17 protein-coding genes, 1 rRNA gene and 1 riboswitch are annotated in these 15,260 nt (G+C 69.4%); of the genes, 7 read left to right on the plus strand and 11 right to left on the minus strand.

Going from position 1 to position 15,260, the window contains the following annotated elements:
• The 3 genes from BLQ91_RS24005 to BLQ91_RS24015 all read right to left on the minus strand — a co-directional run.
• Window positions 1-191, minus strand: a 16S ribosomal RNA gene (locus tag BLQ91_RS24005); the annotation flags it as partial.
• Between the two features lie 389 nt (window positions 192-580).
• Entirely contained in the window at window positions 581-1,921 is a 1,341-nt protein-coding gene (locus tag BLQ91_RS24010) for a polysaccharide lyase 6 family protein (protein ID WP_090100054.1), read from the minus strand.
• 44 nt (window positions 1,922-1,965) lie between these two features.
• Window positions 1,966-2,400, minus strand: coding sequence for an NUDIX hydrolase (locus tag BLQ91_RS24015; RefSeq protein ID WP_090100056.1), 435 nt, complete (start codon window positions 2,398-2,400; stop codon window positions 1,966-1,968).
• 103 nt (window positions 2,401-2,503) lie between these two features.
• Here BLQ91_RS24015 and BLQ91_RS24020 point away from each other — a divergent pair, with 103 nt between their 5' ends.
• Together BLQ91_RS24020 and BLQ91_RS24025 are read left to right on the plus strand one after the other, a co-directional pair.
• On the plus strand, window positions 2,504-3,406 hold the full coding sequence (locus tag BLQ91_RS24020) for an SPFH domain-containing protein (protein WP_218130390.1): 903 nt from the start codon (window positions 2,504-2,506) through the stop codon (window positions 3,404-3,406).
• The gene (locus BLQ91_RS24025) at window positions 3,406-3,639 is read left to right on the plus strand and encodes a type II toxin-antitoxin system antitoxin (protein WP_090100059.1); all 234 of its coding nucleotides are present in this window, start codon (window positions 3,406-3,408) and stop codon (window positions 3,637-3,639) included. Before BLQ91_RS24020 ends, BLQ91_RS24025 begins: the two co-directional genes overlap by 1 nt.
• On the opposite strand, the gene BLQ91_RS24030 is transcribed toward BLQ91_RS24025, so the two are convergent.
• Window positions 3,636-4,373 carry a PIG-L deacetylase family protein gene (locus BLQ91_RS24030; protein ID WP_090100062.1) on the minus strand — a complete coding sequence of 246 codons (738 nt, stop codon included), beginning with the start codon at window positions 4,371-4,373 and terminating at the stop codon, window positions 3,636-3,638. The genes BLQ91_RS24025 and BLQ91_RS24030 overlap by 4 nt on opposite strands.
• A gap of 226 nt (window positions 4,374-4,599) precedes the next feature.
• Between BLQ91_RS24030 and BLQ91_RS24035 the strand changes: the two genes are divergently transcribed.
• The 3 genes from BLQ91_RS24035 (at window position 4,600) to BLQ91_RS24045 (ending at window position 6,157) form a co-directional block, all read left to right on the plus strand.
• Window positions 4,600-4,872, plus strand: coding sequence for a fibronectin type III-like domain-contianing protein (locus BLQ91_RS24035; protein ID WP_143022785.1), 273 nt, complete (start codon window positions 4,600-4,602; stop codon window positions 4,870-4,872).
• Between the two features lie 123 nt (window positions 4,873-4,995).
• A complete protein-coding gene (gene rpsT, locus BLQ91_RS24040) occupies window positions 4,996-5,262 on the plus strand; it encodes a 30S ribosomal protein S20 (protein WP_090100067.1) in 267 nt (88 codons plus the stop codon).
• Window positions 5,263-5,362: 100 nt separating this feature from the next.
• The gene (locus BLQ91_RS24045; protein ID WP_143022786.1) at window positions 5,363-6,157 is read left to right on the plus strand and encodes a hypothetical protein; all 795 of its coding nucleotides are present in this window, start codon (window positions 5,363-5,365) and stop codon (window positions 6,155-6,157) included.
• Window positions 6,158-6,167: 10 nt separating this feature from the next.
• On the opposite strand, the gene holA is transcribed toward BLQ91_RS24045, so the two are convergent.
• The gene (holA, locus tag BLQ91_RS24050; protein ID WP_090100071.1) at window positions 6,168-7,145 is read right to left on the minus strand and encodes a DNA polymerase III subunit delta; all 978 of its coding nucleotides are present in this window, start codon (window positions 7,143-7,145) and stop codon (window positions 6,168-6,170) included.
• 78 nt (window positions 7,146-7,223) lie between these two features.
• Window positions 7,224-7,367, plus strand: a riboswitch (SAM riboswitch).
• Between the two features lie 11 nt (window positions 7,368-7,378).
• Between holA and thrC the strand changes: the two genes are divergently transcribed.
• Window positions 7,379-8,635, plus strand: coding sequence for a threonine synthase (thrC, locus tag BLQ91_RS24055; protein ID WP_090100073.1), 1,257 nt, complete (start codon window positions 7,379-7,381; stop codon window positions 8,633-8,635).
• Window positions 8,636-8,786: 151 nt separating this feature from the next.
• On the opposite strand, the gene BLQ91_RS41585 is transcribed toward thrC, so the two are convergent.
• Both BLQ91_RS41585 and BLQ91_RS24065 read right to left on the minus strand, forming a co-directional pair.
• Window positions 8,787-9,044, minus strand: coding sequence for a hypothetical protein (locus tag BLQ91_RS41585; protein WP_090100075.1), 258 nt, complete (start codon window positions 9,042-9,044; stop codon window positions 8,787-8,789).
• Window positions 9,019-11,526, minus strand: coding sequence for a DNA internalization-related competence protein ComEC/Rec2 (locus BLQ91_RS24065; protein WP_090100077.1), 2,508 nt, complete (start codon window positions 11,524-11,526; stop codon window positions 9,019-9,021). The genes BLQ91_RS41585 and BLQ91_RS24065 overlap by 26 nt, the downstream gene beginning before the upstream one ends.
• Before the next feature lie 271 nt (window positions 11,527-11,797).
• Here BLQ91_RS24065 and BLQ91_RS24070 point away from each other — a divergent pair, with 271 nt between their 5' ends.
• Window positions 11,798-12,223: a hypothetical protein gene (locus BLQ91_RS24070; protein WP_143022787.1), complete on the plus strand. Its 426-nt coding sequence runs from the start codon at window positions 11,798-11,800 to the stop codon at window positions 12,221-12,223.
• Between the two features lie 25 nt (window positions 12,224-12,248).
• On the opposite strand, the gene BLQ91_RS24075 is transcribed toward BLQ91_RS24070, so the two are convergent.
• The 4 genes from BLQ91_RS24075 to BLQ91_RS24090 all read right to left on the minus strand — a co-directional run bounded on the left by BLQ91_RS24075 (window position 12,249) and on the right by BLQ91_RS24090 (window position 15,255).
• Window positions 12,249-12,938 carry a ComEA family DNA-binding protein gene (locus BLQ91_RS24075; RefSeq protein WP_090100081.1) on the minus strand — a complete coding sequence of 230 codons (690 nt, stop codon included), beginning with the start codon at window positions 12,936-12,938 and terminating at the stop codon, window positions 12,249-12,251.
• 87 nt (window positions 12,939-13,025) lie between these two features.
• Window positions 13,026-13,919, minus strand: a complete 894-nt coding sequence (locus tag BLQ91_RS24080; RefSeq protein ID WP_090100330.1) for a DegV family protein — start codon at window positions 13,917-13,919, stop codon at window positions 13,026-13,028.
• Between the two features lie 20 nt (window positions 13,920-13,939).
• On the minus strand, window positions 13,940-14,689 hold the full coding sequence (gene octT / locus BLQ91_RS24085) for a diglucosylglycerate octanoyltransferase (protein WP_090100083.1): 750 nt from the start codon (window positions 14,687-14,689) through the stop codon (window positions 13,940-13,942).
• Window positions 14,650-15,255: a histidine phosphatase family protein gene (locus tag BLQ91_RS24090; protein ID WP_090100085.1), complete on the minus strand. Its 606-nt coding sequence runs from the start codon at window positions 15,253-15,255 to the stop codon at window positions 14,650-14,652. Before BLQ91_RS24090 ends, octT begins: the two co-directional genes overlap by 40 nt.
• Window positions 15,256-15,260 lie beyond the last annotated feature (5 nt).

Here is a 15,260-nt window from a genome sequence, read left to right on the forward strand (position 1 = left end):
ATCATGCGATCCCAGGTCGTATCCGGTATTAGACCTCGTTTCCAAGGCTTATCCCAGAGTACAGGGCAGGTTACCCACGTGTTACTCACCCGTTCGCCGCTCGTGTACCCCGAAGGGCCTTACCGCTCGACTTGCATGTGTTAAGCACGCCGCCAGCGTTCGTCCTGAGCCAGGATCAAACTCTCCAATAAGGATTGTGTTTGATCGCTCCAGACGGAATATGTCTGGCAATCTGGTATTACTCTCAAAGGAATATCTCTGACGAGAGATATTCATATTACTGGCTGTGTTATCGGCACGCTGTTGAGTTCTCAAAGAACACGCGCTCACCGGATCCTCACTCCGTTTCCGGAGTTTCTCTCTCGGGGCTGTGTTTGAAGCTTATTTGGTCTTGCTCTCCGGTGTCAAATCGGCCTCTTGGAGGCTCTTTGTCTTCCGGTTTTTGGCCAGGCCCGTTCCGGTTGGTATTTCCGGCCCGCTTCGCTCTGACATGGAGAAGATTACACGGACGTGTTTCGATCTCCAAATCGGGGGGTCCTGGTGACCGCCACACGTGCGGTCACCAGGACAAACCCGGTCGTCAGGGTGCGGAGACCCCGACATCGGACTTCGTGAGCGGCGTCCGGACAGCCGAAGAGCTGTACTCGTCGGCGCCGACATCCGGCTTCCCCGAGCGCGACTGCGGGTCGAAGTCACGCGTCACGTAAGAGTGCGTACCCGCGGAAGCGTCGATCGCCGGGCTTCCGGACGAAAGGCGCAGCAGACCGTTCGCGTCGCGCACCAGCTTCGGGTCGACGGAGCGGTAGCCCGACGGGATGCCGGCGGTGCCGCCCCACACGATGTTGCCCTCGTACCGCACGGTCGACCCGCTCATCATGTCGATGAGCTTCGACGACGAACCCTGGATGATGTTGTTCGCGAACACGCAGTCCTTGGGTGCGTAGGTTCCCGTGTCGCTGTCGACCACGGCGCCCGTGCCGACCAAGGTGTTGAACGCGACCGTCACGCGGTCCGGCCGGTCGTGCGACGTGGAGGTCGGCCCGCTGTCGGCCTCCGAGCCCTTCCCGAACACGATCGCCCGGTCGCCGGTGTTCTGCACGTAGTTGTTGAACACCTTGTGGTCGTTCCCGTGGAACCGGATGCCGCTGCCGAACAGCAGGTTGCCCTCGACCGTGGTGCGGTTGCCGTGCCGCAGGACGATGTAGCCCCTGCTGTCGCGGACGGTGTTGAAGCGGACCGTGTTGTCCGAGGCCTTCACGGAGATGGCCTCCGAGTCGCCGTTCGCCTTCTCGAACAGGTTGTGCTCGATGACCGCGTACGCCGACTTCGACTGCTTGTGGCTGTAGCCGAGCCGGATCGACTCGCCGCCGTTCGTGCCGGTGAAGCTGTGGTTGTAGAAGTAGTTGTGGTGGATCCAGGTCCTCTTGGCGATCTCGCTGCCCGGGCCGGTCACCTGCAGGTACACGCCTTCGTTGCTGCGGTTCGAGAACGTGTTGTGGTCGACCTGGACGTCGTCGGCGCTCACCGTGAGAGAGGCGCCGTCCTTGTTCCCGTTGTAGGTGTTGCGGGTGATGCGCGTGGCCTGCGCTTCCACCGGGACCGTGAGCGTGCTGGTTCCGTCGAAGACGAACCCTTCGATCGTCACGTCCCGGACGGCCCCGAGCTCGAACCCGCCGCGGGTGAACACCGTGCCGCCCGCAGTGCGCGCGGCGACCGTGATGCCCGACTTGGTGATCTTGATGGGCTTGTCCGCGAGGTGCACGCCCTCGGCGAGCACGATGCGCTGGCCGGGTCGTGCGATGTCGAGCGCGGCCTGCAGGGAGGACACGGTCGACACGCCGACGACGGCAGCGAAGGCAGGCACGTGGACGAAGGACGACAACAGGGCGGCCGCGCCCACTGCGGCCAGTGATCGGATCATTCGCCAACTCCGGTGTTGGGTCGTCGGCGGCGGCAGAGGGGAAGCTATCGCAAGATTCCGCCGGGTGGGCTGTTCCGGTACAAGCCCAGGGCGGTGTCCAGTGACGGCACGCGCTCCAACTCTCCGATGTCCGCGAGGGGGAACCACTGCGCGAGGTCGGTCGTGCCGTCCACCTCGTTGCGGAGCTCGCCGCCGACGATCCGCACCTCGTACATGATGCGAAGGGCGTGGTAGTCGCGGTCGGGCTCCTCGCGGAGCTCGGAGTCGATGCCGAGCAGGCGGACCACCTCGGCGAGGTAGCCGGTCTCCTCCTCGACCTCCCGGACGACCCCGTCGTACGGGTGCTCGCCGTGGTCGATGCCGCCGCCGGGGAGGATCCAACGTTTGCTCTTCGGGCCAAGCCAGCGCGCCAGCAGGATCTCGTCATCTTCGTTGATGCACACCCCGTACGCGGCCACGCGCTGCTTCTTCGCCTTCATGCTACGCAGCGTAACTTGCGGCCAACGCGAAAAAAGTGATATCACTTAGCTACTACTTCGCTAGGGGGTCTGGATGAGCGCATCCATCGATACGACAGTCCACATGCCGGCGCCTGTCGTCCGCGAGAAGCACGCGCGGGAGCTGCCCGGTTTGCCGATGTTCGTCGCGGGTTTGGCGGTGCTGGCTGTGAGCACGTGGACGATCATCGAGGGCGTCAGGGCGGTCGACCCCGACGGCGGCGACCCGTCGCCGGGCCTGCTGATCGCGGGACTCCTGCTCTTCGCCGCCGGGGCCCTGATCTGGAAGGGCCTCTTCACCGTCGCGCCGGGTGAGGTGCGGGTGCTGCAGTTCCTCGGGCGGTACGTCGGCACAGTCCGCACGGACGGTCTGCGGTGGGCGAACCCGCTCACCACCAGGGAGAAGATCTCCGTCAGGATCCGCAACCACGAGACGGCGACCCTCAAGGTCAACGACGCCGACGGCAACCCGATCGAGATCGCCGCTGTGGTCGTGTGGCAGGTCGAGGACACTGCGCGCGCACGGTTCGAGGTCGACGACTTCGTGCGGTTCGTGGGCATCCAGACCGAGACCGCGGTGCGGCACATCGCGAACAGCTACCCGTACGACAACCACGCCGAGACGGGTCTGTCCCTGCGGGAGAACGCGGACGAGATCACCGAGACGCTGGCGATCGAGATCGCGGCGCGCGTGCAGTCCGCGGGCGTGAAGGTGATCGAGTCACGGCTCACGCACCTCGCGTACGCGCCGGAGATCGCCCACGCCATGTTGCAGCGCCAGCAGGCCGGCGCGGTCGTGGCGGCGCGGACCCGGATCGTCGAGGGTGCCGTCGGCATGGTCGAGCTCGCGCTGGAGCGGCTCGCCGCCCACGAGGTCGTCGAGCTCGACGAGGAGCGCAAGGCGGCGATGGTCTCGAACCTGCTCGTCGTCCTGTGCGGTGACCGTTCCACTCAGCCCGTGGTGAACACCGGGTCGCTCTACACCTGATGGCGGATCGCAAAAGCGTTCTGCTCAGGCTCGACCCGGCCGTGCACGACGCGTTGAGCAGGTGGGCGAACGACGAGCTGCGCAGCACCAACGCGCAGATCGAGTTCCTGCTGCGGCGTGCGCTGGCGGACGCGGGCCGGCTGCCCGGCGAGGTGAAGAAGATGCCTCGCCGCGGCCGGCCCCCGAAGAAGCCCGGGAACAAGACCGACGAAGAGCCGGACGAACAGGCTTAGAACTCCGGCGGTGCCTGGAGGTCGTGGGCGCGGAAGAGCACAGCGTGCTCGACGCCCATGGCCTCGCCGCTCATCGCGAGGAACTTCGGGATGAAGTCGGCGGGGGCGGGGTGGTCCGGGAGCGCGGCCAGGTACCCGGCGTGCGCTTCCAGCGAGGCGACGCCGCGGCGCAGCGGTTCACCCGTCACGTCGACGCCGTGGGTCGCGCCGGACCCGGCCAGCCCGGGAGTGATGTACCAGCGCACCGAGTGCGGTTCCAGGCCCTCGTCGACCTGCTCGGGGAACACCCAGCGGTTGCCGGCGTCGCGCAGCGCGTCGAGGGTCGCGAGCCCGGCCGCGCGGTGGTCGGCCTGGTCGAAGCCGTAGGGCGTCTCGACCTCGAAACCGCCGCCGAACACGACGTCCGGCTTGAAGCGGCGGATCTCGCGGCAGATGTCCCGGCGCAGGTCCAGGCCGTAGACGAGGACGCCATCGGGGTGTTCGAGAACGGTCAGGTGTTCCACGCCGACCACGGCGCAGGCGGCCCGCTGCTCAGCGATGCGCAGCCGTGCGGTCTCCTCCGGCGGGTTGGGCATCCCCGCCTCGCCGCGGGTGAGCAGGAGGTAGCCGACCTCGATGCCGCGCTCGGTCCAGCGGGCGACGGCCGCGGACGTGCCGTACTCCATGTCGTCGGGGTGTGCGACGACGCAGAGCACGCGCCGGAAGGTCTCCTCCGGAAGGGTAGGCAGTGTCATGCCGTCATCGTCCCGCGCGAGGCGGCCGGCATCCGGGAGTCGGCGGAAAGATTTGCGGGGACGAGCACTTCCAAGAGCACCTGAGTTGTCATTTCACCCGTATGGGGACGCTGTCATCGAGTTCCTTTACCCGAAGGTGGGCGTGCCGGTCTCGGCGTGCTGGGCGTGTCGTACACGTCGTTCAGACCTCGGAGACGACGGTGTCCGTGGACCGCCATGACGGGTGGTGGAGTTCACGGTGGCGAACACCGGCGGGGGCGCGGGCACGACGATCGTGCCGATGTACGTGCGCCAGCCGGCCTCCCCCGTGCCCACGCCCGACGCGCGTCGGGTGGGCTTCACGCGCGTGGGACTCACTGCGGGGCAGTCGAAGCAGGTAGAGGTTGTCTTCCGGCTCTCGCAGCTCGCACTGACCATCGGCGACGGGCTGCGTGAGATCGCGCGCGGCTGGTACGAGGCCGTGGTGGGCGCGGAGAAGGCCGCCTTCACGGTCCGCTGAGCTGGCCTGATATCCTTCGTCGTCGTGAACGCGCGGCTCTCCGCCGTGGAGGAGACCCGGTCCTTGGCCGGTGCCGACGAAGCGCGCCACGAACCCCGGTTTCGACAAGAAGGGTGATGTCGCATGGCGAACATCAAGTCCCAGCTCAAGCGGATCAAGACCAACGAGAAGGCTCGCCTTCGCAACAAGGCGGTCAAGTCGTCCCTGAAGACGGCCATCCGCAAGTTCCGCGAGGCTGCCGAGGCCGGTGACAAGGCGAAGGCCCTGGAGCTGCTGCAGGACGCGTCCCGCAAGCTCGACAAGGCCGCCACCAAGGGCGTCATCCACGCCAACCAGGCCGCCAACAAGAAGTCGGCGATGGCCCAGCGCGCGAACAAGATCGAGGGCTGATCTCGCTCGCGGAGCCTCGAGCTTCCGCAGAGGGCTCCACTTCCTCCGGGAAGTGGAGCCCTTTCGCGTTCCTGGTGTAGGCGTAGGTCCCATGGACTCGTTGCCGCGCATTCAGTTCGTCGAACTCCACGACCTCGAAGGCACCCCGCCCGTGCTGCGGACCCTGCACACCGAGTCGATCACCACGATCTACCGGCTGACGGACGCGGCGCGGGAGTACTCACGGCCGCTGGCACGGGCGCTGCGGTCGGGTGCGGCCCACCGGATCGTCGACCTGTGCGCGGGCTCCGGCGGACCGGTGCCGCTCATCCAGCGCAGGCTGCACGCGGAAGGCGTCCACACCCACGTCACGCTGACGGACCTGGTGCCGAACGTGCGCGCGTTCGAGCGCGTGACGGCCGGGAACCGGCGTCGGCTGCGCGGTTCGTGCTGCTCGGTGGACCACGTGCCCACCTCGGTCGACGCCACGGACTGCCGGGTCGAGGGGACGCGCACGATTTACGGCGCCTTCCACCACTTCCCGCCCGCGCTCGCCGCGCGGATGCTGCAGAACGCCGTCGACACCCGGCAGCCGATCGTCGTCGTGGACACCAAACGGTCGTTCGTCTACCCGGTGTTCTTCCCGTTCCTGCTGACGCTGGCCGTGCTGGTGGCGGCGCCGTTCCAGCGCAATCCCCTGCCGCGCTACCTGCTGCGCCTGCTGCTCACCTACGTCGTGCCGGTGCTGCCGTTCATGATGTTCTTCGACAGCGTCGTGTCGTTCCTGCGCATGTACGGGCGCGCGGAACTGCGCCGGATCGTCGACGGCCTCGACCGCACCGAGTCGTTCACGTGGACGATCGGCGTCGAGCCCGGCTTCACCGGAGCCCAGTACCTGATCGGGATCCCGCGATGACCTTCTCCGGTCAGCGGCGGCCGTGCGCGGCGACGATCCGGAGCACCGCGCGTTCCAGCGCGTAGTCGGCGTCGGCCGCGACACCCTTCACGTCGGCGTTCAGGCCGGCGACCACCTGCATCGCGTCGGCGAGACCCGACTGGTCCCAGCCGCGCGACTGGGCCTGGGCCTTCTTGATCTTCCACGGCGGCATGCCGAGCGGACCGGCCAGGCTGAACGGGTCGGCCCGCCCCACCGCGGACACGCGCGCGACCGTGCGCACCGCGTCCGCCAGCGCGTCCGCGACCAGCACGTGCGGCACACCGAGCTGCATCGCCCACCGCAACGCCTCCATCGCACCCGCGCGGTCGCCGGTGACGGCCTTCTCCGCGACGGCGAAGCCGGTCACCTCCGCCTTGCCCTGGTGGTAGCGGCGGATCTCCTCGACCGTCACCTTGCCGTCGGTGTCGGAGACGAGCTGCGACGCCGCCGCGGCGAGCTCACGCAGGTTCGTGCCCACGGCGTCGATGAGCGTGGCGACGGCCTCCGGGTCGATCTTGCCGCCCGCCTGCCGCACCTCGTTGCGCACGAACGCCTCGCGCTCGGCGGACTTCGTGACCTTGCCGCACTCCGTGACCGCGGCACCGGCCTTCTTCAGCTGCCCGGGCAGGTCCTTGGCGGCCTTGCTGCGGCCACCGCCCGTGTGCACGACGACGAGCGTGATCCCGTCCGCGGGCGCCTTCACGTAGGAAAGCACCGTGTCGGCGATCTCCTTGCCGATGTCCTGCGCGTTCTGCAGGACGATCACGCGGCCCTCCGCGAACAGCGACGGGCTCACCAGCTCGGCCAGCTCCGGAGGCGTGAGATCAGTCACCTGAACGCGGGTCAGGTCGGCGTTCGGATCGACCTCGCGTGCGGCCTCGAGAGCCGCCCGAACAGCGCGTTCGACCAGCAGCTCCTCCTCGCCGACGACGAGGTGCAGTGACTCCGGTGCGCTCACGCTCCGCATCCTTCCACGTCCCGGATCGTGGACGACGGTGGCTCAGCGGCGGACCGGTGCCGTAGCTTGGTGGCCACAACTGAACACCGCTCATCCAGAGGGGCAGAGGGACCGGCCCGAAGAAGCCCCGGCAACCGGCGTCAGCGCTGTGTGCACACCTGTGCGCGCATCTGAGTGCAGACGATCACGGTGCCAATTCCGACCCGTTCGATTTCGCGGGAAAGATGAGGAGATACCTCGCGATGACTGCTGTCTCTGTGCCGACGAGCACCAAGTTCGACCTCGGCCCCGCCCGCGCGCTGCTGTGCCGTGAGTGCGGCAACGAAACCCCTCTCGCTCCCGAGTACGCCTGCCTGGAGTGTTTCGGGCCGCTGGAAGTGGCCTACGACTTCGGGAAGATCCGGCGCGAGGACATCGAAGCCGGCCCCAGGTCGATCTGGCGCTACCGCGGCCTCCTCCCTGTTCCGTCCACTGTGGAACAGCACCCGAACACCGACCCCGGCGGCACCCGCCTCGTCGAGGCGCACAACCTCGCCAAGGCACTGGGCGTCCGCAAGATCTGGGTCAAGGACGACACCGGCAACCCCACCCACTCGTTCAAGGACCGCGTCGTCGGCGTCGCGCTCGCCGCCGCCCGCGAGCTCGGCTTCAAGGTGCTGGCCTGCCCGTCGACCGGCAACCTGGCGAACGCCGTCGCCGCGGCCGCCGCCCGCGCGGGCTGGCGGTCGGTCGTCCTCGTGCCCTCCAACCTCGAGCGCGCCAAGATCCTCATGAGCGCCGTCTACGAAGGCGCCCTGATTGCCGTCGACGGCAACTACGACGACGTCAACCGCCTCGCCCAGGAGCTCGCCGCGGAGAACGAGGACTGGGCGTTCGTGAACGTCAACGTCCGCCCGTACTACGCGGAAGGCTCGAAGACGCTCGGCTACGAGGTCGCCGAGCAGCTCGGCTGGCGCCTGCCCGACCAGATCGTCGTGCCGATCGCGTCCGGCTCGCAGCTCACCAAGGTCGACAAGGCGTTCCGCGAGCTCGGCCAGCTCGACCTCGTCGAGGCCACGCCCTACAAGGTGTTCGGCGCGCAGGCCACCGGCTGCTCCCCGATCTCGGCCGCCTTCAAGGCGGGCCACGACGTCATCCGCCCGGTCCGCCCGGACACGATCGCCCGCTCGCTGGCGATCGGCGCCCCGGCCGACGGCCCGTACGTGCTCGACGCGGTGCGCCGCACCAACGGCGCCATCGAGGACGTCACCGACGAAGAGGTCGTCGAGGGCATCAAGCTCCTCGCCCGCACCGAGGGCATCTTCGCCGAGACCGCCGGCGGCGTGACCGTCGCGACGGCGAAGAAGCTGATCGAGTCGGGCCAGCTCGACCCGGACGCCGAGACCGTGCTGCTGATCACCGGCGACGGCCTCAAGACCCTCGACGCGCTCGGCGACACGATCGGCCCTCGTGCGACGGTGCCGCCGTCGGCTGAGGCCGTGATCAAGGCGCTGGGGTAGTCATCTCCCTTCCGGCTCCGGGGACGCGGCTGCGTCTCCGGAGCCGTAGATGAACGTCTCGTTCAAAAGATGGGCTGCTCAAGAAGCGCGCAGCTGTGTCGGGATGCGTACCCGTTGCGGTACAACGTGATCTCGCGTGGGGCACGCTGGGTCACAAGGCGATCGCGTCCGTCTTCAGCCAGCCCGTGCGCGGGAAGCGCCGCAGGCCGTCGACCACGTGCGGTCCGACCGCCTCCACTGTCGCGCGCCAGGCCGCGATCCGTTGCGGCCACGGGGCTTCCGCCTTCAGGGCGTTGTAGTGGTAGTCGTGCCAGACGTCCGGGGCGATGCGCAGGTCGTCGTCGAACACGTGCTCGGCCATGAGGTCGTACGCCTCTTCCGGCTTATCCGCCTCGGTGGGCGGCAGCACGTGGGTGGTGGTCGCCTTGTACGTGACGGCGCGGGTGCCGTCTTCGAGTGTTTCGCAGATGTAGTAGGCGAAATCGGGTTTGAGCTCGTCGTGCGGCCACGGGGTCGCCGCGTAGTTCATCTGCCACAGTGCCCATGCGAGGCCCGGTGTGCCGCCGGGGATCGGGTAGCGCGCGTTGAACAGCCTGATCCAGACCATGTCTTCTCCTTCGTACGATGCGGTTTCCCGGCAGCACCGCCAGGTCTCCGTCCCTGTCCGTGCGCAGCACCAAGGCGCCTCCCGTTCGCAGCACGTCGATGACGTGCGGGCTCGGGTGGCCGTAGCGGTTGCCCGTGCCGACGCTGACGAGCGCTATCTGGGGCCGCACGGCCTTGAGGAACGCGGGCAGCGAGTAGCGGGAGCCGTGGTGCGGCACTTTGAGCACTTCCGCGGTCAGGTCTCGCTCTCCCAGCAACGCCGCCTGGCCGGCCAGTTCGACGTCGCCGGTGAGCAGCACGCGGCCTGCTCTCGTGTGGGCTTTGAGCACGAGCGAGTAGTCGTTCACCGTCGTGTTCTCGGCCTTGGCGACCGGTGGCCGCCTGGGGCCCATCACCTCCAAGTCGAGGCCCGGCAGGGCGAAGCGCTCGCCTGCCTTCGGTTCCACCACCCGCACGTTCTGGGCGCGGGCTCGTCTGCCGACCTCCCTCCAGGCCCACTCGGGTTCTTTGAGCGGGCCCACCGCGATCGCTCCCACCGCACGTCCGGTGAGCGCGGCTTCCAGGCCGCCGACGTGGTCCGCGTGCAGGTGGGTGAGGACCACGAGCGGGATCTTGGTGATCCCCAACGTCTTCAGGCACCGGTCGACCGCGCCGGGATCCGGTCCGGTGTCGACCAGGACCGCCGTGTCCGCGACGTCGGTGGCGAGGACGAGCGCGTCACCTTGGCCCACGTCGCAGCTGACGACCTTCCAGCCGTCCGGTGGCCAGACCGGTGCCACGACTCGCATCGGCACCAGCACCACGAAGCCGCCGACGAGCACGGCGACCACCAACGTCCGAGTCTTCTTCAGCCGCAGCAACAACACGACCACCACCGTGACGGCGGTCAGCGCGAGCGCTCCGGTCCAGCCGTCCGGCCAGCCGACCGCCGCGCCGGGCACGGTCGACGCCTGGCGTCCGACCTGGATCAGCCACGTCACCGCGGGACCGGCCACGTGCGTCACCAGTTCGGCCGCACGAGGCGAGAGCGGCGCCACGACCGCTGCGACCACTCCCAGCACCGTCGCCGGCGCGACTACCGGACCGGCGGCCAGGTTGGCCAGCACCGAGACCAGGCTCACCTGTCCGGACAGCCCTGCCACCAGCGGAGCCGTGGCCAGGCTCGCTGCCATTGGCACGACTACAGCCTCGGCCAGCCCGTTCGGCACGCCACGCTGTTTGAGCGCTTGTGCCCACCTCGGCGCGATGAGCACCAACGCCGCTGTCGCCACCACGGACAACGCGAAGCCCGGCTCACCGCCCAGCGCTGGGTCGTGGAGCACCAGGACGAGCACCGCTGCCGCCAGGCTCGGCACCGCCGAGCGTTCCCGGCCCAGCACCAGCCCCAGCAACGTGACGGCGCCCATGACCGCGGCCCTGAGGACGCTCGGCTCCGGTCCTGCCAGGATCACGAACCCGACCAGCGCCACCATCGCCGCGACGGCGGCCTTGCGCGGCCCGAGCCGTCTGGTCAGCAGGTAGACCGCGCCGCACACGATGGCCAGGTTCGCCCCGCTCACCGCGAGCAGGTGGGCCAGACCGGCGGTGCGGAACTCGTCGACGATGCGCGGCACCATCTGCTCGGTGTCGCCCACGACGAGCGCCGGCAGGAGCCCGGCCTCCTCCTCGTCCAGCACTCGGCTGGCTTCGGCCAGACCGTCGCGGAGGTCGTCCGCCCAGCTCTGCCAGACCGGTGGCGGTTGCGGGTCTGTCGGCGGACCCCTCACTCTCAGCAGGGCTGATGCCAGGTCGCCGCCTCTCGGTGGAGCGAGCGTGCCTTTGACCGTGACCTTCTGGCCGGGTACCAGGTCTCGCCACTTGGCTGCCGGAGCCAGCAGCACCAGTTGCGCACCGTCCGCGGTTGCTTTGACCACGACGTTGTCCACGCCCGCCTGGTGGCCTGCGAAGCCCTCGGCCCTGATGCCCTTCGGCCTGGTGACGATCTCGACGGTGAGGGTGGTGCTGCGGCCTTCGTCGGCGGCCAGGCGGAGCGGGTGGGACTCGGCCCGCAGGACGTGGCCGCCGACCCAGGCCGCTGCCACCGGGCCCGAGATCATCAGGGCTATCGCGCAGGTCCTGTTCCACCACGCCCTGCGCCACGCGGCCAGGCCGATGGCGCCTGCCGCCACGCCGGTGGCCACTGCCGCCTGCCAGCTCAGGAAGAGGCCGGCGACCGCGGTGGTCCACACCGCCGCCGCGGCGGGGACCAGGCGGTAGTCCTGGGCTACCGGGTGCTTGCGGGCCACGGGGTGCTTCCCAGGCCGCTCGGCGGATCGGAGGCGCGGCCTGGACTGCCTTGGCGTGGCAGGGGAACGTCCGGCACCTCACGCGGGACGTGGTACGGCTGGATTCGCGCGCTTCGGCTCGTGTGGTCGTGCGACCTCGGCTCGACGTGGAGCGGGCAGGTGATGCGGACGGACGGCATGGCTGACTCCGATCTACGGGTGGATGGTTGCCGCGCACAACCGGCAGGCGCGCTTTTCGGGGACGGGTGGCGTCGGTGCGGCTGGGGCCGGGTTGGGTGAGATCGGGCTCGGCGGCACGGGGCTCGGCGGGACCGAGCTGGGCTGCACCAAGCTCGCCGGCGCGGGTGCGGCTGGGTTCGAACTCGGCGGCACCGAGTCGGACGGCATGGGGCTGGGCTGGGCCAGGCTCGGCAGCGCGGAACTCGCTGGAGCCGGGTTGGGCGGCACCGGTGCAGATGAAACCGGATCTGGCGGTGCCGGGCTGGGTGATGGCGGTGGGAAAGCGGCCGCCAGGAGGTGGCGCACGGCGGTGGTCAGCGGGCGGGACCGACGGCTGGGCGGGGTGCGCGACGAAGCGGTAGAGCCGGTGTGGTGGAAGGGAAGCGCGGGGTTCAGGGCTTGTGGGAGGTGGTTGTGGTCGGCTCGCAGGAGGTTGGGGCGCGTCAGGTGGTGGAACTGGGCTTTGCTGCGGTGGTAGAACGCCAAGGCCGCGCGGATGAGGCTCATGTGTGGACCAGTTCGGCGAGCTTGGCCAGCTTCGAGTCTCCGATGCCCTCCACTTCGCGGAGTTGGTCCACGGAGGCGAACGGGCCCTTGCGGGTTCGGTGGTCGACGATGCGTTGAGCCGTCACCGGGCCCACGCCGGGCAGGGTGTCCAGTTCAGTGGCCGTCGCGGAGTTCAGGTTCAGCTTCGACTGGGCGCCACCGGCCGGTGCCGGAGGCGGAGGCGGGATGCCCACCGCGATCTGTTCGCCGTCGGAGAGCTTGCGGGCCAGGTTCAGGGTGTGGAGGTCGGTGCCCGGCTTGATGCCGCCTGCCAGTCGGAGGGCGTCGGCCACCCTGGCGCCGCTCGTCACCGTCACGAGGCCCGGGGTGGCAACCTCGCCGATCACGTTGACGACCAGTTCCGGGGCCGGCGCGGAGGTGCTCACCAGGGCCAGGTCCGGGGCCTGTTCGGCAGCGGGGCTCTGCCACCAGCTGCCCAGGCCGATGACTGTGCACGCCACCGCCACACCGAGGGCCAGCAAGCCGCGGCGCGGGATGCGGGGCAGGTGGAAGCGGCGGCGGGGCGGGCCGTGTTCGTCCGAGTCCTCCGACTTCGTGAAGACCAGGGTCGGGTCGGCTCTCACCTTGTCCGCCAGGGCGGCCAGGCGTTCGTGCGGAAGGGTGTCCGGGTGGGAGCGGGGGAGCATGCGAGCGACGTTACGGAGCGGGGCGGGTGGGGAGGTGGGGTGAGCTCCGGGGCTGTGGACTACTCGCGGGTTGTGGACAGGTCGCGATCACTCAGGGGTTGGCGGCGGGGAAATGTCGGGGGTCTGTGGGATGCTGTCGGGTCCTCCCGGCAGCACCACGACGCCCAGCACGCCCGGTCCCGTGTGCGCGCCGATCACCGCGCCGACCTCGGAGATCACGCATCCCGTCGAGCCCGGCAGCCGTTCGTCCAGGCGCGTGGCCAGTTCCGCGGCGCGTTCCGGTGCGGCGAGGTGGTGCACCGCCAGCCCGACGGCGCCGTCCCCCGCCGCGGCCGCCGCCAGGTCGACCAGGCGTCCCACGGCACGGCTCATCGTGCGCACCTTCTCCAGCGGCACGATCCGGCCGTCGTCCATGTGCAGCAGCGGTTTCACCGCCAGCGCGGTACCCACCAAGGCCGCCGCCGTACCGATCCGCCCACCCCGGCGCAGGTGGTCCAGCGTCTCCAGGCAGAAGAACATCCGCACCTGCTCGGCGACGGAGGTCGCGGCCTCCTCCACCTCGGAGTGCGAACAACCGGCGGAGACCGCGGCGCACGCGCGCAGCACCGCGAATCCGAGCCCCATGCCCGTCGACCGCGAGTCGACCACTCGGATGCGGGAGGGATCGATCTCCTCCGCCGCCAGCCGGGCGGCCTCCCACGTTCCGGACAGCTCACGGGAGAGGTGCAGGGACACGATCGCGTCCGACGACGAGAGCACCTCGCGGTAGACGTCGGCCATCTCGCCGGGCGTGGGACGCGACGTCGTCACCCTGCGGTGCTCGGCGAGGGCACCGGCCAGCTCGGACGGCCCGAAGTCGACGCCGTCGAGGCGTCCGGTGCCGTCCACCGCCACGTGCAGCGGCACCACGGTGATCGCATGGCGCTTCGCGAACCCCTCGGGCAGGTATGCCGTCGAGTCGGTGACGATGGAGATGCGCACGAGCGACGAGCCTACGGGGCTCACTCCTCCGAACGACTCAACGCCACGGAGGAGATGAGGGACGCCATCGCCTCGCCGACGAGCTCGTGCCCCTCCCAGCCCCAGTGCATCCCGTCCGGGTTCCCGGCACCGGACCGCACGTGCTCCCCGATCACGGCGGGCAGGTCCAGCAACGGCACTCCCGCACCCGCGGCCCACCCGCGCACGGCGGCGACCGCAGCCGCGTGCCCCTGATGCGCGCACGCATACGTAGGTGCGCGGTGGACCGAAGGCACGATCCCGACCGCCGGCATCGTGTACTGGAGGTTGCGGACCGACTGCAGCATGTCCCGCAGGTACCGCGCGGTCAGCGCAGGAGGCAGAGACGCGCGCGTATAGGGCGCCAACCGAGGTTGAACATCCTGGTAGCGCGCACGAACCCAACGCCGTAGCCAATCGGGCCGCACATAACGGAGCCCCTCGCGCAGATACGTGGGCAACGGCGAAGGCAGCGTGTCCATGCTGCCCACCGCGAACACCAGCACGTCCGTGCGAGGCAGCAACGACCAGATGCGGGGATCCCCGGTCAACGCCCACCACGCGTCCCGCGCCGTCCACCCGAACCCGGCCGCCAGCTCCGCGGAACCACCCAGGGCCGAGGCGCAGATGTTGTGCCACAACCTCGGGTGATCGGCGGGCAGCGGTCCGGACGGCCCGAAGAACGACAGCGAGTCGCCGAGGACCAGCAGTCTCAACGCGTGGTGCCCGCGTTGTACGACGACAGCCGCCACCGGTCGTTGCGGCGCGTGAACACGGTCCAGTGGCAGTTCGAGATCCCGCCGAGCTGGGACCAGTTCTGCACCGGCAGGTCGAGCAGCCGACCGGTCAAAGCGCTGATCAGGCCACCGTGCGCGCACAGCAGGACCGTCTCGGAGAACTCCGCGTCGACCTCGTGCACGACCTTGATGGCCCGTTCGGCGACCTCGACGCGCGACTCGCCGTCCGGTGGCGTGTAGGTCGGGTCCGTGCGCCACACGGTGACGGCGCCCGGCCACTCCTGCTCCACCTCGGCGGTCGTCAGGCCCTGCCACTTGCCCAGGTGGGTCTCGCGCAGCCGCTCGTCGATGCGCAGCGGCACTTCCGCGGACGTGGTGAACACCCGTGCGGTGTCACGCGCGCGCTGCAGGTCGGAGGCGACCACGATCTCCGGCTCGAACCCGGCGAGCACCGGGACGGCGAAGCGGGCCTGGTTCAAGCCGGTCTCGGTGAGCGCCGAGTCCAGATGACCCTGCAGGCGACCTGTCGCGTTGTAGTCGGTCTCACCGTGCCGCCACAGCACGAGCCGGCTCAGGGCCATCAGCT

Origin of the sequence: Lentzea jiangxiensis (assembly GCF_900104175.1) — a bacterium.
GTDB lineage: Bacteria > Actinomycetota > Actinomycetes > Mycobacteriales > Pseudonocardiaceae > Lentzea > Lentzea jiangxiensis.

Coding starts and splice junctions, on each gene's coding strand:
- BLQ91_RS24010 (WP_090100054.1), bottom strand. CDS start 1,921: ATGATCCGATCACTGGCCGCAGTGGGCGCGGCCGCCCTGTTGTCGTCC.
- BLQ91_RS24090 (WP_090100085.1), bottom strand. CDS start 15,255: ATGGCCCTGAGCCGGCTCGTGCTGTGGCGGCACGGTGAGACCGACTAC.
- rpsT (WP_090100067.1), top strand. CDS start 4,996: ATGGCGAACATCAAGTCCCAGCTCAAGCGGATCAAGACCAACGAGAAG.
- BLQ91_RS24025 (WP_090100059.1), top strand. CDS start 3,406: ATGGCGGATCGCAAAAGCGTTCTGCTCAGGCTCGACCCGGCCGTGCAC.
- thrC (WP_090100073.1), top strand. CDS start 7,379: ATGACTGCTGTCTCTGTGCCGACGAGCACCAAGTTCGACCTCGGCCCC.
- BLQ91_RS24020 (WP_218130390.1), top strand. CDS start 2,504: ATGCCGGCGCCTGTCGTCCGCGAGAAGCACGCGCGGGAGCTGCCCGGT.
- holA (WP_090100071.1), bottom strand. CDS start 7,145: ATGCGGAGCGTGAGCGCACCGGAGTCACTGCACCTCGTCGTCGGCGAG.
- BLQ91_RS24030 (WP_090100062.1), bottom strand. CDS start 4,373: ATGACACTGCCTACCCTTCCGGAGGAGACCTTCCGGCGCGTGCTCTGC.
- BLQ91_RS24015 (WP_090100056.1), bottom strand. CDS start 2,400: ATGAAGGCGAAGAAGCAGCGCGTGGCCGCGTACGGGGTGTGCATCAAC.
- BLQ91_RS24075 (WP_090100081.1), bottom strand. CDS start 12,938: ATGCTCCCCCGCTCCCACCCGGACACCCTTCCGCACGAACGCCTGGCC.